This is a genomic window from Bacillus sp. BP-3, from assembly GCF_028401955.1.
GTDB lineage: Bacteria > Bacillota > Bacilli > Bacillales > Bacillaceae_G > Bacillus_A.
The window spans coordinates 424,601-450,450 of sequence record NZ_JAQOTJ010000002.1 but is presented as its reverse complement, the minus strand read 5'-3'; the positions used below and the strand labels follow the sequence as shown (position 1 = coordinate 450,450).

Annotated in this window: 24 protein-coding genes and 1 tRNA gene; 10 read left to right on the top strand and 15 right to left on the bottom strand. The window is 35.5% G+C overall.

Translation table 11 applies throughout. The features are described from left to right. Window positions 1-35: 35 nt before the first annotated feature. The 7 genes from PLX19_RS05230 to PLX19_RS05200 form a co-directional block, all read right to left on the bottom strand. Complete coding sequence (locus PLX19_RS05230) at window positions 36-683, bottom strand: phosphatase PAP2 family protein (RefSeq protein ID WP_272187479.1); 648 nt, start codon at window positions 681-683, stop codon at window positions 36-38. 59 nt (window positions 684-742) lie between these two features. Then, on the bottom strand, window positions 743-1,795 hold the full coding sequence (locus PLX19_RS05225; protein ID WP_272187433.1) for a polyamine ABC transporter substrate-binding protein: 1,053 nt from the start codon (window positions 1,793-1,795) through the stop codon (window positions 743-745). A 103-nt stretch (window positions 1,796-1,898) separates the two neighbouring features. After that, window positions 1,899-2,699: an ABC transporter permease gene (locus tag PLX19_RS05220; RefSeq protein WP_272187432.1), complete on the bottom strand. Its 801-nt coding sequence runs from the start codon at window positions 2,697-2,699 to the stop codon at window positions 1,899-1,901. 6 nt (window positions 2,700-2,705) lie between these two features. Further along, window positions 2,706-3,551, bottom strand: a complete 846-nt coding sequence (locus PLX19_RS05215; protein ID WP_272187431.1) for an ABC transporter permease — start codon at window positions 3,549-3,551, stop codon at window positions 2,706-2,708. Next, window positions 3,548-4,531: an ABC transporter ATP-binding protein gene (locus PLX19_RS05210; RefSeq protein ID WP_272187429.1), complete on the bottom strand. Its 984-nt coding sequence runs from the start codon at window positions 4,529-4,531 to the stop codon at window positions 3,548-3,550. Before PLX19_RS05210 ends, PLX19_RS05215 begins: the two co-directional genes overlap by 4 nt. Window positions 4,532-4,796: 265 nt before the next feature. Continuing rightward, complete coding sequence (locus tag PLX19_RS05205; protein WP_272187428.1) at window positions 4,797-6,164, bottom strand: aldehyde dehydrogenase; 1,368 nt, start codon at window positions 6,162-6,164, stop codon at window positions 4,797-4,799. 214 nt (window positions 6,165-6,378) lie between these two features. Beyond that, a complete protein-coding gene (locus PLX19_RS05200) occupies window positions 6,379-8,763 on the bottom strand; it encodes an immune inhibitor A domain-containing protein (protein WP_272187427.1) in 2,385 nt (794 codons plus the stop codon). 346 nt (window positions 8,764-9,109) lie between these two features. Between PLX19_RS05200 and sinI the strand changes: the two genes are divergently transcribed. Beyond that, window positions 9,110-9,241, top strand: coding sequence for a DNA-binding anti-repressor SinI (gene sinI, locus PLX19_RS05195; protein ID WP_272187426.1), 132 nt, complete (start codon window positions 9,110-9,112; stop codon window positions 9,239-9,241). A gap of 84 nt (window positions 9,242-9,325) precedes the next feature. Beyond that, window positions 9,326-9,649, top strand: coding sequence for a helix-turn-helix domain-containing protein (locus tag PLX19_RS05190; protein ID WP_098915650.1), 324 nt, complete (start codon window positions 9,326-9,328; stop codon window positions 9,647-9,649). A 112-nt stretch (window positions 9,650-9,761) separates the two neighbouring features. Here PLX19_RS05190 and PLX19_RS05185 read toward each other — a convergent pair whose 3' ends face one another. The 8 genes from PLX19_RS05185 to PLX19_RS05150 all read right to left on the bottom strand — a co-directional run bounded on the left by PLX19_RS05185 (window position 9,762) and on the right by PLX19_RS05150 (window position 18,335). After that, window positions 9,762-12,149 carry an immune inhibitor A domain-containing protein gene (locus PLX19_RS05185; RefSeq protein WP_272187425.1) on the bottom strand — a complete coding sequence of 796 codons (2,388 nt, stop codon included), beginning with the start codon at window positions 12,147-12,149 and terminating at the stop codon, window positions 9,762-9,764. 465 nt (window positions 12,150-12,614) lie between these two features. Continuing rightward, complete coding sequence (calY, locus tag PLX19_RS05180; RefSeq protein ID WP_272187424.1) at window positions 12,615-13,208, bottom strand: biofilm matrix protein CalY; 594 nt, start codon at window positions 13,206-13,208, stop codon at window positions 12,615-12,617. A 290-nt stretch (window positions 13,209-13,498) separates the two neighbouring features. Then, window positions 13,499-14,155: an LPXTG cell wall anchor domain-containing protein gene (locus PLX19_RS05175; RefSeq protein ID WP_272187423.1), complete on the bottom strand. Its 657-nt coding sequence runs from the start codon at window positions 14,153-14,155 to the stop codon at window positions 13,499-13,501. 193 nt (window positions 14,156-14,348) lie between these two features. After that, a complete protein-coding gene (locus PLX19_RS05170; protein ID WP_272187422.1) occupies window positions 14,349-15,023 on the bottom strand; it encodes a DUF4047 domain-containing protein in 675 nt (224 codons plus the stop codon). A 172-nt stretch (window positions 15,024-15,195) separates the two neighbouring features. Then, window positions 15,196-15,783 (bottom strand): CalY family protein, encoded by a 588-nt coding sequence (locus PLX19_RS05165; protein WP_272187421.1) that lies wholly within the window; start codon window positions 15,781-15,783, stop codon window positions 15,196-15,198. A 203-nt stretch (window positions 15,784-15,986) separates the two neighbouring features. Then, complete coding sequence (gene sipW, locus PLX19_RS05160) at window positions 15,987-16,562, bottom strand: signal peptidase I SipW (protein WP_272187420.1); 576 nt, start codon at window positions 16,560-16,562, stop codon at window positions 15,987-15,989. A gap of 150 nt (window positions 16,563-16,712) precedes the next feature. Then, entirely contained in the window at window positions 16,713-17,948 is a 1,236-nt protein-coding gene (locus PLX19_RS05155) for a D-alanyl-D-alanine carboxypeptidase family protein (RefSeq protein ID WP_272187419.1), read from the bottom strand. 150 nt (window positions 17,949-18,098) lie between these two features. Further along, window positions 18,099-18,335, bottom strand: coding sequence for a hypothetical protein (locus PLX19_RS05150; RefSeq protein WP_272187418.1), 237 nt, complete (start codon window positions 18,333-18,335; stop codon window positions 18,099-18,101). 457 nt (window positions 18,336-18,792) lie between these two features. Here PLX19_RS05150 and PLX19_RS05145 point away from each other — a divergent pair. From PLX19_RS05145 to PLX19_RS05110, 8 genes are all read left to right on the top strand, one after another. Next, window positions 18,793-18,865: transfer RNA gene (locus tag PLX19_RS05145), tRNA-Val, on the top strand. A gap of 129 nt (window positions 18,866-18,994) precedes the next feature. Beyond that, the gene (locus tag PLX19_RS05140; RefSeq protein WP_272187417.1) at window positions 18,995-19,915 is read left to right on the top strand and encodes a tyrosine-type recombinase/integrase; all 921 of its coding nucleotides are present in this window, start codon (window positions 18,995-18,997) and stop codon (window positions 19,913-19,915) included. A gap of 780 nt (window positions 19,916-20,695) precedes the next feature. After that, window positions 20,696-21,472 (top strand): hypothetical protein, encoded by a 777-nt coding sequence (locus PLX19_RS05135; protein ID WP_272187416.1) that lies wholly within the window; start codon window positions 20,696-20,698, stop codon window positions 21,470-21,472. A 181-nt stretch (window positions 21,473-21,653) separates the two neighbouring features. Beyond that, a complete protein-coding gene (locus PLX19_RS05130; protein WP_272187415.1) occupies window positions 21,654-22,073 on the top strand; it encodes a hypothetical protein in 420 nt (139 codons plus the stop codon). A gap of 128 nt (window positions 22,074-22,201) precedes the next feature. Next, the gene (locus tag PLX19_RS05125) at window positions 22,202-22,453 is read left to right on the top strand and encodes a hypothetical protein (RefSeq protein WP_272187414.1); all 252 of its coding nucleotides are present in this window, start codon (window positions 22,202-22,204) and stop codon (window positions 22,451-22,453) included. A 2,073-nt stretch (window positions 22,454-24,526) separates the two neighbouring features. Further along, a complete protein-coding gene (locus PLX19_RS05120) occupies window positions 24,527-24,808 on the top strand; it encodes a helix-turn-helix domain-containing protein (protein ID WP_272187413.1) in 282 nt (93 codons plus the stop codon). After that, entirely contained in the window at window positions 24,792-25,190 is a 399-nt protein-coding gene (locus PLX19_RS05115; RefSeq protein WP_272187412.1) for a phBC6A51 family helix-turn-helix protein, read from the top strand. The genes PLX19_RS05120 and PLX19_RS05115 overlap by 17 nt, the downstream gene beginning before the upstream one ends. Before the next feature lie 17 nt (window positions 25,191-25,207). Further along, window positions 25,208-25,834 (top strand): hypothetical protein, encoded by a 627-nt coding sequence (locus PLX19_RS05110; protein ID WP_272187411.1) that lies wholly within the window; start codon window positions 25,208-25,210, stop codon window positions 25,832-25,834. Window positions 25,835-25,850: the final 16 nt, after the last annotated feature.

Sequence of the window (25,850 nt, the reverse complement as noted above, 5' to 3'; positions counted from 1 at the left end):
AAAGCTATCCTTCTACAAAAAAGGATAGCCTTATATTAACGCTCTTGATTCGTTTGAAACCGCTCTGAAAACAAACGGTGTAAATAAATAGCAATAATAAGTATTACACCGCTCATGCAATAACCTGCTAAAATATCAGTTGGGTAATGCACGGATAAAATGATCCGGCTAAGTCCAATTAAAACGATGAATACAATTGCTAATACTGTCACAAAACATTTTACTGTTACACTTTTTACGTTCACTGCGATGATATAGGCAAGAAATCCATACGTAACAATTGATAACATCGCATGTCCACTTGGAAAGCTATATCCGAGTGCATCTAGCGCCTCGTTAATAGTCGGTCGATCTCTTTTCACAATCGCTTTAATCCCTTTATTAATAAGATGTGTACTAAGAATAGAAAGAGGATATATGATCATTGCTACGTAATAACGTTTCTTCCAAAAAAGAAACAGACTCACTGCTAACCCGATGACAATCCCACTACCAGAACCAAGTTTTGTCACATAACGAAAAAACGTAAGTGATGATTCTGTTTGAAGTCCTGTCACCATTCCTTTCACATACTCATCAATTGTCGTTACTCCGCCAGAATGTACTCTCCACGCAATAATGCTAAATGCACAAAGCAAAAGTACGGTACAAACAATCTCATACATATGTAATTTCTTTTTCAACATTCCATTTCTCCTACTATAAAAAAGCGCGATTTCCGCTAAGAAATCGCGCTTTTTTATTATTTTTCTTTTCCTGTCTTCAATTCTGTCCAGTAACGATCATAATCTTTTAATTTTCCATTTACATCAACAAGCCACTCTGTACGATTTAGCTCTTCTTTTGATAAGAAAATCATATGATTTTCTTGATAATCTTTACTATGAAGAGGACGAGCCTTTTCATTTGGATTACTATATCCAATGGATTCATAGTTTTTCACGCTGACTTTAGGATCCATTATATAGTTAATAAATTTCTCTGCAAGCTCTTTATGTTTTGCACCTTTTGGAATTGCTAATGTATCTGCCCAAATTGTGCCACCTTCTTTTGGAACGACGTATCCAACATCTTTATTCTCTTTTGCAATGAACGCCGCATCTCCGGACCATACTGTACCAATCCATGCTTCTTCAGTAATAAATTGTTGTTTAATATTATCTGTATCAAACGCTAATAAATTTGGTAATAATTTTTGAAGATCTGTAAAAGCTGTTTTTAACTCCGCATCATTTGTTGAGCTATTTGAAAAACCATGTTTCTTAAGCCCCATGCCAAGTACTTCACGAGAATCATTTAATAATGCCACGTGTCCTTTATACTTTTCATTCCATAAATCAGCCCAACTTGTTGGCGCCTCTTTCACATGTTTTTTATTATAAGCAATGCCCGTTACGCCCCATGTATACACTATTGAATACTTATTTTCCGGATCAAACTGCGGTGTTTTAAAGTTTGAAACGAGATTCTCTACATTCGGAATGTTCTTTTTATCTAATGGTTCTAACAAATCCATTTTTGTCATTGTTTTTACCATATAATCAGACGGCTGAACTAAATCATACTTTGCGCCGCCTGCTTGTAATTTCGCAAGCATTTCTTCATTACTTGCATATTTATCATAATTTACTTTCACGTCATATTTCTTTTCAAAGTCTTTAATAACTTGCTCATCAAAGTTATCAGCCCAGCTGTAAATATTTAATTCTTCTTTCTTTTCGCCGCACCCAGCTAACACACCAGCAGCAATTCCGAAAGTAAGTGCAGTACTTGCGACTACTTTCATCCATTTCATTTACATTCCCTCCTAGTTTGAACTTAATCCTTCATCTTTTACTCGGTCATTTATCCCGCTATTCGTGGGCAGTAATACTCCAACTGATTAAAGTTTCACTTTATTACAATGGAAGATGGCCGCCTGAATTTCCCTCTCCATCTGCACCTTTGCTACGGAACATTTCAGAAGCAAGCATTAATCCAACAATTACAACAATTAAAATTGTCGACAATGCGTTAATTTCAGGTGATATACCACGTTTTACCATACTATAAATATACAGTGGCAATGTTGTTGAGCCTGGACCTGACACGAAGAAACTAATCACAAAATCATCAATCGATAACGTGAATGTCAATAATGCCGCTGAAATAATCCCCGGCGCAAGTCCTGGTAGCGTTACATAACGAAACGTTTGCCACGGCGTTGCTCCTAAATCATTTGCTGCTTCTTCTAAATCGCGCCCCATACCCGAAAGTCTTGCTGATAAAACAATAACGACAAATGAAATACTAAATGTAATGTGGGCAATAATAATTGTCATTTGTCCAAGTTCAATCCCAAGTTGACTAAACAAAATTAAAAGCGATAATCCCATTAAAATATCTGGAATGAGAATTGGTAAATACACAAGTCCGTTAATTGCACCTTCAAAACGATATTTATAACGATGTAAAGCAATTGCGATTAACACACCTAACAGTGTAGAGACAATTGTCGTGACAACTGCAATCGTTAAACTGTTTATAAGTGCATCAATTACATCCTGTTTTTGAAATAAATCTGTATACCAATGAAGTGTAAAGCCTTTCCACTCCGCATTAATACGTGAGTCATTAAACGAAAATAGCATAAGTACCATCATTGGTAAATAAAGAAACAATAAAATTAGCCAAGAATAAGTGACTAAAAACTTTTTCATCTTCGTTTATTCCCCTCCGTTTCCATAGTTATATACTTTCGTAGCCCGATAATATAAGTAAATTAACAGAACGGAGAATAACACAACAATCATCGATAACGCTGACCCAAACGGCCAATCACGTGCACCTAAAAACTGATTTTGAATTACATTTCCGATTAATGCAACTTTCGAACCACCCATAACGTCTGATACAACGAACATACCAATAGATGACACAAATACTAAAATCGATCCTGTCGCGATTCCTGACATCGTCATTGGAACTGTTACATGCCAAAATGCTTTGAGCGGTGTTGCTCCTAAATCATATGCCGCTTCTAATTTTCTCTTATCAAATTGTTCAATCGCTGCATATACAGGTAAAATCATAAATGGTAAGAGTGAATATACCATCCCTAGAATAACAGATGGTGTATTGTATAGTAAGTTTAAAGGTTCGCTAATAATACCTAATTTCAGCAACAATGTATTGACAAGCCCTTGTGAACGTAAAATAACAATCCAAGCATACGAACGGACTAAAAAGTTAATCCAGAATGGGATTGTAGCAAGAAGCAGTAAAAGAGAACGCCATTTACGATCAACAATCGTCACCGTATAGGCGAACGGATACCCAATCAATAAACAAAGTACTGTTGTAATAACAGCAATTTTTACTGTTTCCCATAACGTCTCCATATAGAGCGCATCAAATACACGTCTAATATTCTCTAACGTAAAGCTCATCTCAACTGTTCCATACGTCCCGCGCTGCAGGAATGAAAAAGCTAACACAAACAAGAGAGGGACTAAGAAGAAGATTAGTAACCACGCAACTGTCGGTAATGCGAGTAATTTCCCTTTTTTCAATTTAAGGTCACCTCATCCTCTTTTTCCCAGCCTATAGACACATTGTCACCAATGTTCCACTGCATCACTTCGTCTGCACTTTGATACGCCATAAACAACTCGCCTGTTTTCTCATCGCGAATATAAAGCTTCTCCATATTTCCGACAAATTCAATATCCTCAATATGGCCAAAGTGATAGCCCTCATTAGATGACGCTTCTACAGAACGTATTTTCACATTTTCCGGGCGTACTGCTATGTATGTTTCCCCTGTTTGAACAATATTATTTTCTCCAATAAAGGTCGCAACGAACAACGTTTCTGGTTTATGATAAATTTCTTTTGGCGTGCCGATTTGTTCAATATGACCTTTGTTCATAACCACAATGCGATCACTCATGCTCATCGCTTCTTCTTGATCATGCGTCACATAAATAAACGTAATGCCAAGATTACGCTGTAAGTTTTTCAATTCACGCTGTAAATCTTTTCGAAGTTTAAAATCTAGTGCTCCTAGCGGTTCATCTAATAACAATACACGAGGATTATTCACAATTGCACGTGCAATCGCTACACGTTGCTGTTGCCCACCAGAAAGTTTAGATGGCTTTCGATTACGGAATTCTGTTAACTGTGTTAAACGCATCGCTTCCTCAGCACGTTCTTGTTGCTCTGCTTCAGAAACCTTTTGCATCTTCAATCCAAAACGAATATTCTTCTCAACCGTCATATGTGGGAACAGTGCATAATGCTGAAACACTAAATTCATATGACGCTTATAAGGTGGTAAATCGTTAATCGTTTCATCATCAAGCGAAATGATACCTTTTGTCGGTTTTTCAAAACCAGCAATCATACGAAGTAACGTCGTTTTCCCACAACCACTCGGACCAAGAATCGTTAAAAACTCGCCTTCTTTAATGTCTAAAGAAAGCGGCGGAATAATCACTTGATCCCCAAAATGTTTTTCTACTGCTTCGACTTTAATAATATTTTTCATCTTCTCTTCCTATCTACCTCATATTTTTGATATTCATAAATAACCAAGTATTCTATATACAATAACTTTGTTTCAATTTAAACAAAAATGATGTTTGATCACGCAATTTGAACGTGATCAATGGTGGATGCTCACCACTGATAGAAGCTTCACTTTATGTAATATGTTCAGTGTAATTTTGTACGATGCACACCTTGAATAGAAAAACCCCTTCGTGTTGAAGGGGCTTTTATCATACGGACGCACCAATTGATAAACACCATCATTATTTTAACAATTTTCGGATGAATTTTAAAGCACTTTTTGTAGAAGAATAGCGGATTTTCATATCGAATGCTGTCGATTGAGACAAAATGCTTTTATAATGTGAAAATGTTTGAAAGCTCTGTTCTCCGTGATAACCCCCTAGTCCACTTTGACCAACACCACCAAATGGTAAATACGGTGTTGCTAGATGATATACAACATCATTAATACAACCGCCTCCATAGGAAATGGATTGCGTTACTTGCTTTTGCACATCTCGTACTTCAGAGAAAACATATAATGCAAGCGGTTTCGGATGGCACTGAATTGTTGCTATCACATCTTCTATATTTTCATACTCTAATAATGGTAAAATGGGACCAAAAATCTCATCTTCCATAACAGCATCATTCCATGTCACATCTGTAAGTACTGTAGGTTCAATTACTAGTTTATCTTGATCATATTTCCCGCCTATTACAGCCTGACCATCTCCTAAAAATGAACATAATCTTTCAAAATGCCGCCCGCTCACAATCCGAACATACTTTTCATTTTGCAATGGTTTCTCTCCATATTGCTCGTGCACAGCTTTTCTCATTTCTTCTATAAATTGATCTTTAATAGAAGAGTGAACGTATACATAATCAGGTGCCACGCACGTTTGCCCCGCATTTAAAAATTTCCCCCATACAATTCGCCGCGCTGTAACATCAAGCTTTGCATCTTTATGTACTATGCACGGACTTTTGCCGCCAAGTTCAAGCGTAAGAGGCGTTAATTGTTTTGCAGCTGCCTCCATAACAATCTTTCCAACTCCCACACTACCAGTAAAGAAAATATAATCAAACGGCTCCTTCAGTAAAGCTGTGCTTACCTCAGCTCCGCCTTCTATCACAGCGACAAACTCTGGTGGGAATAACTCCGTTAACATTTTTGCAAGAACGTTAGAAACATTTGGTGTTAACTCTGAAGGTTTTAAGACAACTGTATTTCCAGCCGCAATCGCTCCAACTATCGGAGCAATCGCCAGTTGAAACGGATAATTCCACGGGGCAATTACTAACGTTACGCCATATGGCTCCGGAATAATTTTCCCTTTTGATCCAATATGAGTCATTGCCGTTTTCACACGCTTTGGTTTACTCCATTTAGAAAGATTCTTTATCATAAAAGAAATTTCTTTTAATGTATAGCCTATCTCTGTTGTATACGATTCATGCTCTGATTTATTTAAATCCAGCTTTAGCGCTTCAAAAATTTCAGACTCATAGCGCTGAATACTTTCATATAACGCTCGTAACTGTTTCTTTCTTTCCTCTATACTTCTTGTTTTCCCGCTATAAAAATAAAATCTTTGTCGTTCTACAATAGAAGCAATTGTCATAAAGCTTCCCCCCTTTACTTCATCATATATTATAATACATTTCTTGTTTCTTCTTATTAAAAATGAACTGATATGTAAAAATTTATTATTTATCCCGCTATTCGCGGGCAGTGATACTCCCACCTCAAAATTTGGTGAGAGCTGATTAAAGTTTCACTTTATGTTCCTATAAAAAAGCTGTTGAAAGAAATCCCCTTCAACAGCTTTTTCATTATTAACGATATAAACGAACTGCCCCTGCAGAATTATCATCTGCTTGTCCAACCACTTCAAATTTCAATCCAAGTTTCGGTAATTTACGTCCTGCATCTGGGATTAAGTCGTTCATATAAGATTTAGAATCATCAAACTTCGTTACACCTGGTAATCCTTTGTAATCAAATGTTCCACGTGATGGAGATACAACTTTCCACGCTGGTGTTTGATTAAAGGAGAACGCAGCATCTGCAATTTGGTATCGTGTACTATTTTTAACAGATGGCTTACCATTTAACGTTCCAACAATTGCCTCTGGATGAGAGTCAACAACCCCTAAGAAACCTTCGCCTGGATGAAGACCAACCCAGTTATCTGTAAAGCTAGAGTCTGCATACCATACAACAAGACCTGTATTGTACTGTACACCGTTGCTATATTTTAACGATTGGTCAGCACCAGCATAATTTCTCCACTCTAAATAGTAGTTATGCTTCTTCTTATAAAAGCCGTCTGCTACAACGAAACCGTTTAATTTAAATTGTGTGTCACCTTCTGCATCATCAGAGAACACAACATTTCCATCGACAGTTAATGTCGCATTATCAAGAGTAAAACCATTTGGTGCCATAGCACCATCTGTAATGTATTCGAATACTAATTTTACTTTTTGGCCTTTAAATTGCCCTAAGTCATATGACTTATCTACCCATTTACCATCTGTTGTGTCCATACCATTTTTCACATTCTTTTCACCAATTCGATCCACTAACGTTTTCTTACCATCTTCTGTCACAGCATGTACTTCAATGAAGTCATAGCCCGTTTCAATTTCATACAATGATTTGTAATCAAACTTTGCATTTGTTGCATTTGTTAAATCAAACACTGGCGTTTCTAATGTCGTATGAAGATCGTCGCCTTTTGTACTATAGTAGTACTTCTTACCAAATCCAGGCTGAATACCTTTTACATCTTTGTCTGGTAAATTAACGCGAATCAGACCAGGACGAGCTGATTTCGTTACACTTTGATCTAAGTATGTCGCAAAACCGATACCGCGATTTAATTTATCATAATCAGCCTCTACAATGTTCGCCCAATTTCCGCCCATGTTCTTTTGAAAGAACTCTTTGTTTTGCGGAGAGAAACTTGGTGGCGTTGTACCTGCAATTTTACCTGCCCAGCTGCCACTCATAACAGACCAAGAGTTAATTGGCTCACCTGATCCTGAATACTTCGTATCATACTCATCTGGAAGACCTAAATCATGACCAAATTCATGTGCGAATACACCAACTGCTCCGTCCTCCGGCTCAATTGTGTAATCGTATGCTGCCATTTTACCGCCCCAGTTATTCACCTTTGATTCTGTTCCTTCAATTGGATATGGGTTTCCAAGATTCCAGCGATGTGACCAAATTGCGTCGTCACCTAATCTACCGCCTCCTCCATCTTGACCAACTCCAGCGTGAATGACCATTAAGTGATCAATAAGACCATCTGGTTCATTTTTATTTCCGTCTCCATCTATGTCATATTGATCATACTGGTCAAATTCAGATAAATCCATACCGCTTGCTACAGCTGCATCTAATGACTCTTTTACAAGATCACGAGGTCCTTTTGGCCCTTTATTATCATGACCGCCATCCCCAGCATCTGCACCATAATCCGCTGCTTTACCTGGAACTGTTAACCACTTTGTTACTTTTCCATCAACTGTATAACTACCGCCTGATTGCTCTTCATAATATTGTTTAAATGTTGGAATTTTCGAACCATCAAAGAGCGTAAACGGCTCATCACCAAATAACATTTTTTGATAATGTTCTGAAGTAAAATCATTTGAATACATATAACCTGGTACTTGATCAATATTGTTATGCTTAAAGTCAGCATATTCTACTAGCAATACAAGAACTTTATCCTTACGAACATCACCATTATATTGTTTTTGCTTCGCTGAACTAGTTGGTACTTTTCCATTTAATCCACCTTTAACTTGCTCTTGCCCAGCTACTGGGCCACTAGCTGGCTGATCTGCTTTTTCTTTCATATCTGCTTTTGCATCTTTTACTTTTTTCAAAAAGTCAGAAGCCTCTCTTGAGACACTATCTCCTGCCGCTGGTTCTTTCCCAGCATTTTCGCCTTTTTTCTTCTCTACATATTTTTCAACAGCTTTTAATGTGTGTTCTTTCGATGCAGATTCACTAATTACACCGCGCTTCTTGAGCGCCTCTGCTAGACGATCCTCTTGAATTAAATTTTCATCAATTGGGCTTAAAGTTCCTGCATTAGATGGCGTTGCCGCATAAACAGATTGACTGCCAAACCCAAATGTGCAGCTAAGCACAGCTGTCGCCGCAAGCGTAGACAGCACTTTAAAAGGCTTTTTCTTCATCCCTATTCCTCCCCCAAAAAAATACGTTCTAATATTTTGATAATAGAAAAAATTCACTAAATTTACAATATACTGTCTAAATTTGTAATATTTTTGAAAAAATTCTTTGTTTTAGATTTATGCATATTCGGATTTAGTAATGTTTTCAGAAAATATTGATAAAAGTTGATAAAACCATTACAATTTCTGTATGTAATTGCAAGATATTAGTCTTGTTTGATAAATCTTCTAAAAAATATACAAATTTTATAGTATTTTAACGCAATTTTACTTTTCTATATTATAACAGTGTTAATAAATTAGTTTTCTAGCTTTTATAATCGCAATTATTAGGGAGGCGTCATTTGTGCAAACAGATAACAAAGAAGTACTTGATTTAGAATGGATTGATTTATTATTGGAAGCTTTAGATATGGATATGACAAGTGCAGAGGTATCTAACTTTTTGAAACATGGAAATGAACCCTCTCAGAATTAATCGATATTGTTCTTTTTAAAGAAAAATGTGTTATAATAATTTACATCTTAAGTTGAATACATACAGTAAGAAAGGTGCGCTAATATGATTGGAGAACGTATAAAACGACTGCGTCTACAAAGAGGCATCTCCTTAACAGAACTTGCCGAAAAAGCAGGCGTTGCAAAGTCATATATTAGTTCCATTGAACGAAACTTACAAAAAAATCCTTCGATCCAATTTCTCGAAAAGATTTCAAACGTTCTGCACGTTCCTGTTGATGTACTTCTTCATGATGAACCAACCGAGGAACATACAATGGACTCTGAGTGGATCAAACTTGTTAAAGAGGCCATGCATTCTGGTGTTTCAAAAGAGCAATTTCGTGAATTTTTAGAGTTTAATAAGTGGAAACAACAAAAAAAATGATGCGGGAAGAGTGCTTTCAATGAAGGTACTCTTTTTATTTATATTATAAAAAGATGTTCAGACACAAAAAAAAGCTGTTGAAAAGAATCCCTCTTCAACAGCTTTTCCATTATTAACGATATAAACGAACTGCCCCTGCAGAATTATCATCTGCTTGTCCAACTACTTCAAATTTCAATCCAAGCTTCGGTACTTTACGTCCTGCATCTGGGATTAAATTGTTCATATACGTTTTAGAATCATCAAACTTCGTTACACCTGGTAATCCTTTATAATCAAATGTTCCGCGCGCTGGAGAAACAACTTTCCACGCTGGCGTTTGATTAAAGGAGAACGCAGCATCTGCAATTTGATATCGTGTGCTACTTGCAACAGATGGTTTACCATTTAATGTTCCCACAATTGCCTCTGGATGAGAGTCAACAACACCTAAGAAACCTTCACCTGGGTGAACACCAACCCAGTTATCTGTATAGCTAGAGTCTGCATACCATACAACAAGACCAGTATTGTACACTGGACCACGACCATATTGTAATGCTTCATCTGCACCAGCATAGTTTCTCCACTCTAAATAGTAGTTATTTTTCTTCTTATCAAAACCGTCTGATACAACGAAACCGTTTAATTTTAATTTTGATTCGCCTTCTGCATCATCAGAGAACACAACATTTCCATCGACAGTTAATGCAGCATTATCAAGCGTAAATCCATTTGGTGCTAAACCACCATCTGTAATGTATTCGAATACTAATTTTACTTTTTGACCTTTAAATTGCCCTAAGTCATATGACTTATCTACCCATTTACCATCTGTTGTGTCCATACCATTTTTCACATTCTTTTCACCAATTCGATCCACTAACGTTTTCTTGCCATCTTCTGCCACTGCATGTACTTCAAGGAAGTCATAGCCCGTTTCAATTTCATACAATGATTTGTAATCAAATTTCGCATTTGTTGCTTTTGTTAAATCAAACACTGGCGTTTCTAATGTCGTATGAAGATCATCGCCCTTTGTACTATAGTAATATTTCTTACCAAATGCAGGCTGAATACCTTTTACATCTTTGTCTGGTAAGTTCACACGGATCATACCAGGACGAGCTGATTTCGTTACACTTTGATCTAAGAATGTTGCATAACCAATACCTTTATTTAACTTATCATAATCGACTTCAACAATATTTGCCCAGTTTCCACCCATGTTCTTTTGAAAGAACTCTTTATTTTGCGGAGAGAAACTTGTTGGTGTTGTCCCTGCAATGTTACCTGCCCAGCTGCCGCCACTCATAATAGACCAAGATTGAATTGGCTCACCTGCACCAGAATACTTCGTATCATATTCATCAGGAAGACCTAAATCATGACCAAATTCATGTGCGAATACACCAACTGCTCCGTCTTCTGGCTCAACAGTATAGTCGTATGCAGCCATTTTACCGCCCCAGTTATCTACCTTTGCCTTTGTTCCTTCAATTGGATATACTTTCCCAAGATTCCAGCGATGTGACCAAATTGCGTCATCACCTAATTTACCACCGCCTGCTTCTTGCCCAACTCCTGCATGAAGAATCATTAAATGATCAATAAGACCATCTGGTTCATTTTTATTTCCATCTCCATTTACGTCATATTGATCAAATTGGTCAAATTCAGATAAATCCATACCGCTATCTACAGCTGCTTTTAAAGCATCTTTTACAAGGTCACGTGGTCCTTTTGGCCCTTTATTATCATGACCGCCATCGCCAGCATCTGCACCATAATCTGCTGCTTTACCTGGAACTGTTAACCACTTTGTTACTTTTCCATCAACTGTATAACTGCCACCTGATTGCTCTTCATAATATTGTTTAAATGTTGGGATTTTCGAACCATCAAAGAGTGTAAACTGGTCATCACCAAACAGCATTTTTTGATAATGTTCTTGATTAAAATCGTTTGAATACATATAACCTGGTTCTTGATCGATATTGTTATGTTTAAAATCAGCATATTCAACTAGTAATACAAGTACTTTATCTTTGCGAACATCACCATTATATTGTTTTTGCTTCGCTGCACTAGTTGGCACTTTTCCATTTAGTCCACCTTTAACCGGAGCTTGTCCAGCTGCTGGCCCTCCAGTTGGTTGACCTGCTTTTTCTTTCGAATCTGCTTTTGCATCTTTCACTTTTTTCAAAAAGTCAGAAGCTTCTTGTGTAACACTATCCCCCGCTGCCGGTTCTTTTCCAGCATTTTCGCCTTTTTTCTTCTCTACGTATTTTTCAACAGCTTTTAATGTGTCTTCTTTCGACGCAGATTCACTAATTACACCGCGTTTCTTGAGCGCGTCCGCTAAACGATCCTCTGGAATTAAATGATCGTCAATTGGAGTTAAAGATCCTACATTAGACGGCGTTGCTGCATAAACAGATTGACTGCCAAATCCAAATGTGCAACTAAGCACAGCTGTCGCCGCAAGCGTAGACAGCACTTTAAAAGGCTTTTTCTTCATCCCTATTCCTCCCCAAACCAAAATATGTGATAATATTTTGATAATAAAGAAAATTATATTAATTTGCAATATATTCTCTTAATTTGTAATATTTTTGAAAAATTACGTTTTTTCCAGATAATCTTATATATAAATTGAATGATTTTAGGGGATATCGATATAACAAGGAGCGTTATTTATGCAAACGGATCAGAAAGAAGTACTTGATTCAGAATGAATTGATTTATAGTAATAAGCTTTAAATATGAATATGAGCAGCGCGGAAGTATCTAACGTTTCGAGACATGGAAATCAATCATCACAGAGCTAACCAATATTGTATTTTCAAAAGAACAATTTCGTGAATTTCTTAGAGTTTAATAAGTGGAAATAACAGCAAAAATAATGCGAGAAGAGTGCTTTCGATGAAAGTGCTTTTTTTATATTATAAAAAGCGGAGGAACCCCTCCGCTTTCATTATATTGCTTATTTCTCTTCACCATCAGTTTGTGAAGCATTGAAAGTCCATTCTAAATTCAACTTATCGCCTTGGAAGATATTTTGGTCTTTTCCATTATCTTCGAAAACGAATTGTACCCATAGGTAATCCTCTGAACCAGCTTTTAATCCACCTTCTTCAGCCCATTCAGGAGCAAATACATCTTTTGCAACTACATCTGGATCTGCTGTTTGCAGGTCAGCTAATGTTGTTTCATATACTGGTTCGCTTTGCTTATCCCAGTTCCAGATAAACTTAACTTTAATGTGTTTACCGAAATCTTCACCATTATTATCGCCTTTGCTATCAGTTACTGTATATTTAGTAGCTAACTTTACATCTTTAATTGCTAATGAACCTTTATTTTGTAATAAAAATTCTTTTTTCACGGAATCGCCTGGTTTTAAGTTGTCGATATCAACGATTGTTTTTGGATTAAGTGCAAGATCTAACGTACCCGCTGCAAATGTATTGTTGGATACCTCTTTATCGCTAAAGAATGCAAACGTTCCTCCACCGATTAAAGATAAGCCTAACGCTGCTGATGCTACTCCCATACCTAATTTTTTCTTAAGACCCATTCTAAATTCCCCCAATTTTCTTTTTATTGTTAGCTCTTATGTAGATAAGAGATGTAACTAATAAAATAGTTGCTTTGTTTCAACATAACCGTTGCATGTCTGCCACCCAAATAACTCTATGTATGTTCTTTACTAAGTCCCTTATATTCATTATAAAGAACATACGGTGCGGAAATAAAACCTCAAAAAGTTCTGTATTTTCTGTTTTTTTAACGTTTTAATTTACTTTCCTAGCTTTTTCGTCACTTTCCTTACAATTTCTCTTTTTTATACATATATAATACATTTCTTTATTTTCGCTTCATTCGTTTTCCGTATACAAGAAATCCCGCCGCCATCAGCATTCCAATTCCGATTAAGATGGAATACATATAATCAGCACCTGTACGCGGTAATAGTTTTATATAATTTACTGAATCATTTCCATTTGTACTTCCATTAGAATCTTTCGGTTCTCCAATATGACCACCATCTTCTTCAGCATAAAATACAAATTTAACTTGTGCTTCTAATCCTTGATACTCATTTCCTAATTCTTCAGGAAAGCGCACAATATATTGTAACTGTTCACTCTGCTCAGCGGATAATGTACGTCCTGTTTGCTTTGTAAAACCACTTAAACTTCCTTTATAAAGAACACGTTCCTGCTTATCCTTTACCTCTAATGTTAATCCATCATATAGCTTTTTAGATCCTTCTGTGAACTCAGCAGACATCGTATATAAAAATCCCGTTGCCCCATCATTATTCACACGAACGCTCCGCTTGGCCCAGTCCCCAGGCTTCATATCCTTCGTTACATCAAGTAGCATCTCTTTTGGTGTAAGACTTAAATCAATCTCCTTACGCTCCTTAGCGAGCACTTTTTCCCTACTTGTTGTAATTCCAATGATGAATGCAACTATACAATATACGATCACGATATACCACAGCTTTTTCCGTTTCATAATCATCCCTCATAAAATATGAAATAGGAAAAGGCAAGGCGACTCGCCTTTTCGATTAAAAACGTTATTTTTGCCTGTATCCTATGATGTATGAAATGTACATTTGAAATTCAGTTTTCATCTTGGAAGATATTTTTACCTTATCTGCATTCTCGTAAAATCTATTTTTTCAGCCTTTCCTTATGAGCATGCGTTACTGCTTTGTTCCCGCAGCTGATTCTTCTTTCTTTTCATCAGGCTGTACTGGTGGGGTACCCTGTTGATTTTGTTTCAACTGTTCTTCATTCTTACGATTATCCTGCTTGTTCTCTTCTTGTTTTGGAGGCTGCTCTGTTTGCTGAGAAGAATTTGAAGGTTGTACAGATGATATGATTTGAACACTGTTTGCTTGTTTCTTTTTCTCTTCATTTATTTGTTTTTCTAATGCCCCAATACGTTCATCTACTTTTTGTAAAACTGCTTGTTTCTCAACATCACTGCTAATACTTTGCACTTCATTAAAACCAGTTTGTACATATTTTAATACTTCTTGTGCAGAACTCTCTTTATTTTTCTTTGCATCCTCTACCGCTGTTTTATAATAAGACTCAATTTCCGTAAAGTTAGCTTGTAGTGCTGTAATTTCCGTCTTTATTGCTTCTCGGTGCTGCTTCCATTCAACAAGTTTTCCTTCTAATTCTGCAACAATTCCATTTCCTGCATAATTGATCGCATTGAAATGATTGAAAATCGCTTCTCTATGTTGCTTTACTTCCCCTGTTAACTTTTCAATTGTTTTTGGAAAAACCATCGCAGTTGATAAGGTTGCCTCTACTTTTTGCTGACTTACATAAGATGCTTCTGTATGTGTCACGACTTGAGATCCCATATAAAAAGCTATAGAACAGACACATGGTAATATAAGAATATTTCTTACTTTCCTTGATGATTTTTTCATATTCACACCTGCCATTAGATGAATTTATATTCCTTATAAAGAATTATAACATTCTTTATAAGGAACAAGACCATCTAATAAAGATAGTCTTGTTCCTTACACTTTACCTTTCTTCACCAGCAGTTTGCTGTGCATTAAACGTCCATTTTAATTGAACTTGATCGCCTTGGAATTCATTTTGGTCCTTGCCATTATCAACAAATTCAAATTTCACAGTGAATTTATCAGAATTCCCTGCAGAAATACCTTTCTCATCCCAAAACCAAGCAATAAGATCATTATCTACAGCTGTAAGCGTGTCTTTCTTTAATTTATCTAACGTTGTTTCTTTCACGATTGTTTCATGTTTATCAATATTTCTCAAGAAAGTAACTTTAATATGTTTACCAAAATCTTCTTTATTATCTACCTTTGTATCTACTACACTATAATCTGTTTGCAGTAATACTTTTTTAATATTTAAAGATCCTTTATTTTCTAATTTAAATTCACGTTTAATTGTATCACCAGGTTTAAGATTGTCTACATTAACAATTGTCGTTGGATTTGCTACTAAATCAAGCGTACCTGCTGCAAACGTATTATTTGATACTTCTTTGTCACTAAAGTACGCAAATGTTCCTCCGCCAACTAGTGCTGCTCCAAGTACCGCTGACGCTACGCCCATTCCTAACTTCTTTTTTAATGTCATCCCACTTTCCCCCTAAGCTCTACATATATTTGTTAACCTTCAATGATTGAAGAGTATAACCCTTTTATCCCGCTATTTGTGAGCAGTAATATGCCCCCTCTCAAGCTTGGGAGAGAATCTAAGAAGCTAGTTGGAAGATAACTGTCCGTAAAATCCCGATTAGGCGGGCTTTCCATCAGTGCCCCACTGATAGAAGTTTCACTTTATACAGATTGCCCTGCATCGGAAGACTTGCTTTTCTTTTCAGAATCAATGCTGCGTATTGCTCCAAAAATAGTAACTGCAGAATATCCCAACAATAAAACACCTGGAATAACTAATAACAATGCTGCCCCGGCTTTCGAATTTGCATAACTTAATAAATAACCAACATGCGGTACAGTAATATCTGCATATTTTCCAATTACATTTTCAGAAAGAACCGGATTTAAATCAGGACCATTATTATTGTCACCTTTTGTTTCATAAGCAACTTTTCCATTTATATCTTTCACATCAATAATGCGATGAGTAACAATCTTATTATCTTTCTCTTTAAACGTAATAACATCGCCTTTTTTATATTTTGAACCATCTTTCGTTGGTTCAATTGCAATAACAGATCCTGTTAAAAACGTAGGTTCCATCGATCCTGATAATACCGCCTTGAATTGGTATCCCATCACCGTTGGATCGCCGCCACTCGCCTTTGACGAAATAACAACAAACGCTAACACAACCATAATCGTAAACAAAACAAAAGAAATAATATTACTAATTACCTTCCGTACTAACTTCATCGGTTTCCTTCCTTTCGTTTATTTCGTCTTTATATAAACAAATCGCAAAAAACATTCCCATTCGACGTTCTCTTTAACGAACCTAAACTCATATTATAACGAATATTCAAAAAACACAATAAAAAATAGGCAAAATACACCTGCCTATTTTCATCGCGACAACATCTTCTGTTTTTTACGATTCCAAAGAAATACCAAGGTACTAAAAACAATAAGAATAGCAGCACCGATACCAGCCATTAACTCATACGAAAAAGTAGATTTTGTTATACTATTCTCTTCTGGCTTCTCAAATACAACATTTTCTTTCGAAAGAACATTAATACTTTCTATCGTTTGATCATTTTTCTTAAGATCTACAGTCCCAATCACATCACCGCGGTGAAGACCTGTTTGATATAAACTCGCCTCATCAACATGCTTTTCTTTAAAAACAACTTGTACATTTTTCGCTTCACCTTGTTTTAATACAAGATCACCACTTCGCTCAAGCTCACCATCTACTGACTTATTCAAGTAAAGCATTTGCTTAGTCCAATTGTTTTTATCTACCACTTGTTGTTTTGCAAATTGCGGAAATGCATAATCAGCAAGCTTTCTCATATCTTCATAAATTTCTGGCTTTTGTGAAGCCATTACAACATTTACAATACGATTTCCGTCTTTCTCATTTATTTGTACAAGTGTATTACGTGCTTCATTTGTAAAACCTGTTTTCCCGCCAATACAATTTGGATTTTCAAAATATTGACCTTTATTAAAGATAGAAGCAGTTTGTCTTGATGTTGTAACAGTTGTTCTCTTCGTATTCATTGCCGTCATAATTTCTGGATGCTTCATCGCACCTCTTGTAATCATAGCCATATCATACGCTGTTGTATAATGATTTGGATCATGAAGACCGTTTGGCGTAACAAAATGACTATCCTTTGCACCTAACTGTACTGCCTTCTCATTCATCATCTTCGCAAAATTTTCAGGACTTCCTGCCACATGCTCCGCAATCGCATACGCTACATCATTCGCACTCAGCACCATCAAAATCATAAGTGCCGTATCACGATCTATCGTTTCACCTTGTTGAAATTCAATTTGATAATTACTTTTCTCCTGTTCAAGAGCTTTTTGAGAAAAACTAATTTTCTCTCCAGGCTGCACATTCTCCATCAATAAAATACTCGTTAATACTTTCGTTATACTAGCAGGAAAAGCATGTTGATTCGCATTCTTGTCATACAAAACATCACCTGTTTTCGCATCCACTGACACCGCAAACTGTCCAAATACCTCCGGCGCTGGTGAATTCTCTGCATACAACTTAACAGGCGCAAGCAAAAATAACAAACTTGCAATAACCAAAGCCGAAATCTTCTTACAATTAAACATTCACTTCTCCCTTTTCTTAACTCTATATATATACGTTATTTATTATAAAAATCAAAATAGAATACGACACTACCTTCTATTTACCGTTTTCCAGTATATCATAATTTTACAAAAAAAGACAGAACAACAATACATAAAAAATAGGAGGAATTACTCCTCCTTATCCTCTTTATCCCCCTCATCACTTAAAAGATCCATAAGATTTTTTTTCGCTTCCTCTTCCGTTATCTCATCCGTTACCCCGATAAATGACCAACCCTTTGATTCCATCCATCTTACAAGCTCTTCTCCAAATTCTTCTTGAGATACATCTACATCAAAAACTGCTCCATTAATAGAAAACGTTCTATATCTCGGCACATACATTTTAAAATTCTTTCTTACCATTTACACCCCTTCATTCATATATATTCTTATAAACCTATTAATTATTCCTTTGTATAATATATTAATAAAACGGTAAAAAATGAACTCTTCATATGCCCTAAAAACTACTAAATAAATGGAAAACTTCTTTCTTTTTAATCCGTCTTATCAAACAACTGGAAATCATCAAATATGACTCCTACTAAAACAAGACCTCCACAACAAACACAATCCCTTTTTTAAACATCTTGCTCCCCTATACAACCATATCCAATTTATTTCATCATATTATATTTGCTAGAATATACCTTTTCCTACATTATCATGTAGAATACATATAATGTTATAAAATGAAAAACAACACTTTTTTGGTTATTATTTGAAATTTACAAATAAAAAGTCTTGTAGAGTTCACATCATTTCATTTATAATAGAGACCATAAAATAACAAAGATGTTTATCCATCACTATTTATCATGATCCCGTAGCTCAGCAGGGAGAGCGCCACCTTGACAGGGTGGAGGTCGCTGGTTCGAACCCAGTCGGGATCATACACGCTTGTTATTGCTGGATTCGTGAAGAATTCAGACGGTAATAAAATATAGTGGTTGCTGGCAGACACGCTATGCAATCGAAGAACCACTTTCTTCTAGTCTATAAACTGGAAAGGAAGTGGTTTTTTGTTGCTTAAATTTGCTATTCAAGATTTCAAGGACGATAGAGAATTTAAAAATTTATCCTCGCGAACAATCGGTTCTTACCTCCTTACTCTTAACGAGTTTCAAGGGTTTTGTTCTGAACGTGAACTTATTGACGTCAATGATATTACACCCAATGTAATCAAAAACTACCTATTATATTGTCAAAAGCAGCGTAAGAACAATCCTACTACAAGAAATACCAAACTCCATACGTTAAAGATTTTCTTTAATTACCTTCAATATCAGGAAATCATTGAAGAAAAGAAAAATCCCACTCGGAAATTCGAGTATGCCAAAGAAGACATCAAAATCGAAGTTTTCAATGACCAACATATTAAACAAATGCTTGGCTATTATAGGCGACTAAAACAACGAGATAAACAATATTACGCATATAGAGATTATTCTATCATGCTTGTTCTCCTTGGTACTGGTTGTAGATTAGGAGAATTATGTAATTTACAATGGCGAGAAGTTGACCTTGTACAAGGAACAATTACCGTATTCGGGAAGAAACGTCAGCAAAGCAGCATTCCTTTAACAGAAAAACTCATTAAGGAATTATGCGAATACAAGATATTCTGCGAACGTGAATTTGATACTCTATCAAGTCATGTCTTTGTAAACAAAGATAACAAACCTTTAACACCTAATGCTGTGAAATGTATCTTTAAACGATTAAAAATGGTAATGAATTTTAAAGACGTTCGTTTATCTGCACATACTTTTAGGCATACATTTGCCCATCGTATGTTAGCTAATGGTTGTGATGTATTTACTCTTCAAAAAATGCTGCGACATAGTAATTTACGAATGACTGAACGTTACTTAGCTATATGGGGTACTGCATTAAGAGAACAAAATGACAAATATAATCCATTAAATACTATGGACATCTAAATAATAGAAAAAAGCTACCTACTGCAATAGGTAGCCCAACTTGTAAAAACAGCTTTGAAAATCAGCTAAATAAAAAAAACTTCATTTAGCATAAAACTAAATAACGGATATTCCTTCATTTAGCCCCTGTATTATACCATTTTTAAAAATAGGTGTACAAGAGGTTTAGTTTCCTATTGTCTTTTTTAGGAACTACGAAAGGGAATTTCCGAACGAGGAATGACCTAACACTCGTAAAACTTGAACAGGTTAGCTAAGCCAATGTCATAAAATTAAGCGTCCTAACATATAACGTTTCCTTGTTTGCGTTGTTGGGAGTCTAGGAGAGAACGTCCCTAAACGGTTCGGCTGGTTGCTTGGTGTATTACGGTACAGGTAGCAACGAACATGAAAGATAACATTAGGTTACGAGTAATTAAGGATATGTCAGCAGTACAATTCTTTCCCTAAATCTTTCAGCAAGTAGGACAAGCATTACTTGTTAAAAGTTCGTTGTAGGTGAAAATCTAGCGTTCAAACAAGGTGTATACTACACGGATTCCTTAACCCGATAGACCATGAGAAGTGACAATGAACGTCTACTTTATGTCGCATTAACCTTTTTATTTTTGCGATATAAGGTAGTCATTCTCTGCCCTAGCCGTTGTCCTGTACCCTCATCCCATGATGAAGGACTGACATCCCAAGTCAAGGGGTTATTAATTAAAAGAATATACTGAAAATTATTACTTATAGAGGTATAATATGGTAGGGGAAATAAGATTTATAGGGGGAAATTTAGTGGCAGTTAAGGATGTTAAGGTTACTAGTGAGTTAACAGAGAGAATTTTTTTAGAAGAAAGAATGAGGAAAGATGCTAAACAAACATTGTTAACACTATTTACGCAACAGATTTTACATAATACTCAAGGAATAATCGATGATGAAACAGGAAATCAAGTAGTTTTTCAATTTACTAAAGGTAAAACCTTCCCAGTACCAGTTATACCATTTATTGATTTTGAAAGAGGACGTATAGATATAGATGAATTATTGGTGTATACATATCTTTGCTATGTTGTACATACTTCTAATACTTCTAATGTGAAAATCAGAGTAGATATGATTAGCAAACGTACAGGATTATCTAAAAAGAAAGTGAAAGATGTATTAAATAGCTTGTATGAGAAGGAAAAATATATCATTGATTTGGGAAAGGGCATGATTGACGTTTATTTGCTTTCAAAGGAATTGTTATCTGAATTAGAGACTATAAGAGAAATACATGAAAAAGCGGAGTTAGAAGGCGACGAAACTACACCTATACCTATAGAATTAATGGAGAATTATCATAAATATGGTTTTGCTGCTTCTGAATTATCTGCATTGACAATGTTTATGACTTATGCGTATAAAGGCACATATACGTATGACGAAATTATTAAAGAAATGATTGAAATGAATCCGGGAAAATCTGAATTTCAGATACAATCCGCAGTTAGAAAAGCTGAAAATCATGGGTTTTTTAAATTAGTAAAATTAAGTAACGGTAATATCCAACTTGTTTATGAAGATTAAAAGAAGTAATAATACGGTTCAGAAAGAGAATTTTAAGGGGAAGAAATAATTATCCAAGTGTTTTATGTCACAAAACATAAATCCGATACTAATTAACGGTGAAGAAAGGTTATTTTTAAACTAGTATCGGAGGATAAAATACATGATTTCAGAACACAAAATCAACATCATCAAACGCAATATGGATAAAATCGAGGTAAACTTTGCTTCGGGATTGATTATTAGACCAAGAATGATTCGGGACGATCATGGTTATGAATATATCGTTCTTGAGGGTGAGTTTATTGAAGTAGAGACGGTTATTCTAACTATACTAGGCTACGATTTAAAGGATAAATCTATTGTACGAATTAACGGTATACCGTGGGACAATTCAGTACCGAACCTTCAAGTCGTTCTAGGTCATTACGAACAGCCGAAGTATAAGCGTTATATTTCAGAAGCAGACAAGCAACGTATTAGAAATTCTATTAAAGAGGGTGCGGAACTAGCTAAAATTGCTGAATTCTGCAAAGTGCCAATAGGAACAGTGATACGTATTAATGATGAAATAACACGAAAAAAACAGATAGATAGTGAATATCATTTAGCAGGGGCATAAACGTCCTTGCTTTTTTTGTGGAATTATAGGTTCTATGGTTGTAGAGTTTAAGGAGTTTTAATTTTAGAGGATATATTTCTAAAATGTTGAATTGAGTTAAGAAAAGATTGAATTTTAGGAGGAGAAGTATGTTAGACCTATCTGCGGAAGTAAGAGAAAAGTATAATATTACATCGGAAAATATATTAAATTCATGTGAAGCACTGGAACATGCAGCTTGTGATAAATGTGGGCAAGAATATATTATTTTATTAGCTAATCATGATGCCCCATACCATGAAAGAGAAACAGATAAGTGTCCATGTGGTAATATGGTTTCTTTTAAAAGTAGATGGATGGAGGTTTATTTTTATTTTCAGAAGCCAAAAGAAATATATTAAAATGTACAGGAATACTTAAATATTTAGAAGTAAAAGGATAAGAAAATGAATTGAGAAAGAATGGGTTGCGTATACAACGGTGTACTTCGATTAACAAATTGTATTGTAAACTTTGAGTGGATATCTTGAAAAAAGGGAAGTACTGAACGTATAATGAACTTAGGATTCAATATTGTATATTGAATGTACATTGAATATACATTACCTAACAAAGAAAAAAGCACCTTAAGTGCGGGAACACTTAAGATGCTTCAGATAAAAAGCATAAAATTATTTCTTATTTCTTGGTGAGGACGTTTACTACAATGTTTAAAACGCCGAAAAGCACAGTAAATACTAGCGTCAAGATGACACACAATGCCATCACTGTTGGTAAATGCATAAACTCACCTACTTTCTATGAAGCTTTTCGTACGGGAATACGAAAGGCTTTTTTTCATACTTATCTTATCTCCCGATATTAGTAATTAATTTGCACAGCCGACATATTAATTTACTAGTAAATTAGATTAAGATAAGTTGTTACATTCCTCGTTGATTCTGTGTTGTTTATTCTCTAAATATTGTATTACTTTTTAAAAAAGGACACAAGATATATGTATAATTTGTTTCTTTTTAAAAATTTATTTTTTCGACAGAAATGACCGATCTTTTTACAATACAAAGAATATGAACCAACATTCTAAAACGCATGTCAATAAAGTGTATTTCAAAAAAGTTGTCAACGGATTTAGCCACATTTCCAAAAAAGTTCATCGTATCAAATTGTCAAAAAAAGAAATATACATGCGAAATCTATTTCTCATTTGTCAAAAAAAACGAACAGCTTCCTTATTAGAAATTGTTCAAAACCGGTTATACATTTTTTCTATCGTTTCATTTGTACGTGTACTCTTGTTCATGATGTCCTACGCGTACGATATCGTTCAAAATTATATGATAGAAAATTTCATCTTTACATTGCATCGTAAAAACAGGTGATTCTTCATCGAAATACGCAATTGTACCTTTAACTTTTTGAATCGAATTTTGAAGTTTTCTAGAAGGAAAATGTGATTCTGCGAATTTATAACAACAAAATATCCGTTATACACTGAAAACAAGTCATTCGATGAAATACCCTTTGTCATTTTTGATGGAAAGGACTCTTAGCTAGCTTGCTAGGGTTCTTCTTTTTTGTGCTATAATACTGTATAAGGTCGGGGGCTTTCGTCCCCTTTTGTGTTAGCGTCTTGAACCTCGTTCAAGGCGTTTTTTCTTTTTGTAAAGGTTAAAGCACACCTTTTCGACATGTAAGCACACACCCTTGTGCAATGTGCAAGTAAGCTTATGAGAACCGTGTAGTATCAGTAGTTCTGTAAGAGGACGTATCACAAGGGTGTGTGTCCCATAATGTGTACTTAATAAAAAGGGGAAAAATGTCTACAAGTACAAGCACAAACATTATGCAACCTTCAAAGCCTTGTGCCGCAAAGGATTGTGATTTGCAACAAAAATTCAACATTTATTTTGCTTGTAAAACATGCACACGGTTTGCTATGTAATTAGAACTTAAGAACTTAAAATAAAAAAGAAAAACGATAAAAAGAATTAAAGCTTTAGCTTTAAAATGTTTTAATGAATAAGTCTGTCTATCTAGCGATAGACCGTTATAAAAGAAAAAAGATTATTACTCAGACTAAAGTCCTCGTAGGCCTACGGCAAGTTTGCAACAAAAAATTAAATTAATATTGTAAGAGAATAAAACGAATATACGCCCTTATGTTCGTTTGTTTTTATAACTTAATGTATAGTCGCCTTGCCCTTTCATGGTTCTTGCCGTAGGAGGGTCTTTTTTTGTTTTACATCTTTATTTGTACCAGATAACTCAAATTTCGATACAATCGGAACTTGTAAAAGTGTGAGGTAGAAAGCTTATAGTGTAGGAAGCACAGCAAGGCTTCCATAACTTTTTTAGGCTTCACTTGTTTCAATCCTTTCACGCTTCTTTCTACAATCATTGTTCATTAGGCGGTGTACGGGCCACCCTCTTTTTTTATGCACATTATCCCAAATATGTAGGTGGTTAAATATATGGAATCATACAATTTTAAACTTGAATTAAACAGAAAAACTATTAAGATATTACGCTATCTTGTGGGTGTTACGCGTGAGGAGTTCGCAGAATCTTGCCGTGTATCAAAATCATTGTTAGCAAGCATTGAACAAGGTAACCGCGGCATATCGAAGTTAACTAATTATCGTATTCTTACTGGATTTATGAAATACGGGTTCAGTATCGAGGAAATCATTGCGTTTAACATGCTAATAGATTTAAAAACGAATGGGGGCTGTACTAATGGCAAAGAAATTTAAATTAACAACGCACCAATTAGCATTATTAAACCAGGTATTTTACCGCAGCCGTTCTGGTGAATCATTAACAAGTATTTGTAAAGATATCGGTGTAGACCGTAGAACAATTTATAATTGGCGTCAGCGTCCTGAATGGTTGGAAATGGAACGCGAAATACGCCAGAAACTTATTGATAGTGCATACGAAAGCATTATGGAAACCATTGTCGAACGTGCGGTAAAAGGGAGTAGTCAGCACGCCAAACTTTACTTACAAACGACTGGACGTCTGAAGAACATCGAAGAAGTCCACGTGAAGCAAGAATTACACGTGACAGATGAAGGAATCACAGAGGACATGTTTGCTGAAATTGATAGATTACTAGCAGATAGTCAAAAATAACAGGGGGAATTTAAATTATGTACTTTAAAAACGTAAACGAAAAGGCAGAAACACTGATCGAAAGATACGAGGGTAAACGCACAGAGTTACAAACACGACTAGCAGAAATTGATGGGGAAATTCATTTCATGCAAAGTGAAGTAGAAAATGACTTCCAGAAGGCCATCATGGAAGACGGCAAACCAAACGCAAGTATACAAACTACATTGAACAGCTTACATGAAGAAAAGGCACGAGTTCTGAACATATTATCAAAATTCGATAATTTGTTACAGAATGCGTTAGAAGGATTACGAGAAGAAACGTTACGCGATCGCGACTCGGTTTATAACGAAATCCGTAAAGATGAAGAAAAGCTTATGGAAGAATTGAAAGCCGCGAAGTTGATTTACTTGCAATTACTTACGAAATATCATGACAGAATTCAAGAAGGATATGCAAAGTTGCTAGAGTTTCATGAGATTGAAGAAAGATTAGGATTGAAGCCGATGGATATTCGTAGTCGTCGTTTAATTGACTACAATCCAACGCAAGACTATGTAACTGGATTCCACCCAATTATGACAGCAAGGGACGTTAAAAATGCCTTTTACGGTGAATTAGATTACCACGCAGAACAATACGCAAAGGTACAAAATAACTAGGAGGTCGTACACTTGG

What these genes read in the sequence shown, in the direction of transcription:
- PLX19_RS05210 (WP_272187429.1), bottom strand. Translation starts at nt 4,531, where the DNA reads ATGAAAAATATTATTAAAGTCGAAGCAGTAGAAAAACATTTTGGGGAT.
- PLX19_RS05150 (WP_272187418.1), bottom strand. Translation starts at nt 18,335, where the DNA reads ATGGTAAGAAAGAATTTTAAAATGTATGTGCCGAGATATAGAACGTTT.
- PLX19_RS05225 (WP_272187433.1), bottom strand. Translation starts at nt 1,795, where the DNA reads ATGAAATGGATGAAAGTAGTCGCAAGTACTGCACTTACTTTCGGAATT.
- PLX19_RS05110 (WP_272187411.1), top strand. Translation starts at nt 25,208, where the DNA reads ATGTACTTTAAAAACGTAAACGAAAAGGCAGAAACACTGATCGAAAGA.
- PLX19_RS05175 (WP_272187423.1), bottom strand. Translation starts at nt 14,155, where the DNA reads ATGAAACGGAAAAAGCTGTGGTATATCGTGATCGTATATTGTATAGTT.
- PLX19_RS05205 (WP_272187428.1), bottom strand. Translation starts at nt 6,164, where the DNA reads ATGACAATTGCTTCTATTGTAGAACGACAAAGATTTTATTTTTATAGC.
- calY (WP_272187424.1), bottom strand. Translation starts at nt 13,208, where the DNA reads ATGGGTCTTAAGAAAAAATTAGGTATGGGAGTAGCATCAGCAGCGTTA.
- PLX19_RS05115 (WP_272187412.1), top strand. Translation starts at nt 24,792, where the DNA reads ATGGCAAAGAAATTTAAATTAACAACGCACCAATTAGCATTATTAAAC.
- PLX19_RS05190 (WP_098915650.1), top strand. Translation starts at nt 9,326, where the DNA reads ATGATTGGAGAACGTATAAAACGACTGCGTCTACAAAGAGGCATCTCC.
- PLX19_RS05165 (WP_272187421.1), bottom strand. Translation starts at nt 15,783, where the DNA reads ATGACATTAAAAAAGAAGTTAGGAATGGGCGTAGCGTCAGCGGTACTT.
- PLX19_RS05170 (WP_272187422.1), bottom strand. Translation starts at nt 15,023, where the DNA reads ATGGGATCTCAAGTCGTGACACATACAGAAGCATCTTATGTAAGTCAG.
- sipW (WP_272187420.1), bottom strand. Translation starts at nt 16,562, where the DNA reads ATGAAGTTAGTACGGAAGGTAATTAGTAATATTATTTCTTTTGTTTTG.
- PLX19_RS05130 (WP_272187415.1), top strand. Translation starts at nt 21,654, where the DNA reads ATGGATAAAATCGAGGTAAACTTTGCTTCGGGATTGATTATTAGACCA.
- PLX19_RS05220 (WP_272187432.1), bottom strand. Translation starts at nt 2,699, where the DNA reads ATGAAAAAGTTTTTAGTCACTTATTCTTGGCTAATTTTATTGTTTCTT.
- PLX19_RS05125 (WP_272187414.1), top strand. Translation starts at nt 22,202, where the DNA reads ATGTTAGACCTATCTGCGGAAGTAAGAGAAAAGTATAATATTACATCG.
- PLX19_RS05200 (WP_272187427.1), bottom strand. Translation starts at nt 8,763, where the DNA reads ATGAAGAAAAAGCCTTTTAAAGTGCTGTCTACGCTTGCGGCGACAGCT.
- PLX19_RS05155 (WP_272187419.1), bottom strand. Translation starts at nt 17,948, where the DNA reads ATGTTTAATTGTAAGAAGATTTCGGCTTTGGTTATTGCAAGTTTGTTA.
- PLX19_RS05120 (WP_272187413.1), top strand. Translation starts at nt 24,527, where the DNA reads ATGGAATCATACAATTTTAAACTTGAATTAAACAGAAAAACTATTAAG.
- PLX19_RS05185 (WP_272187425.1), bottom strand. Translation starts at nt 12,149, where the DNA reads ATGAAGAAAAAGCCTTTTAAAGTGCTGTCTACGCTTGCGGCGACAGCT.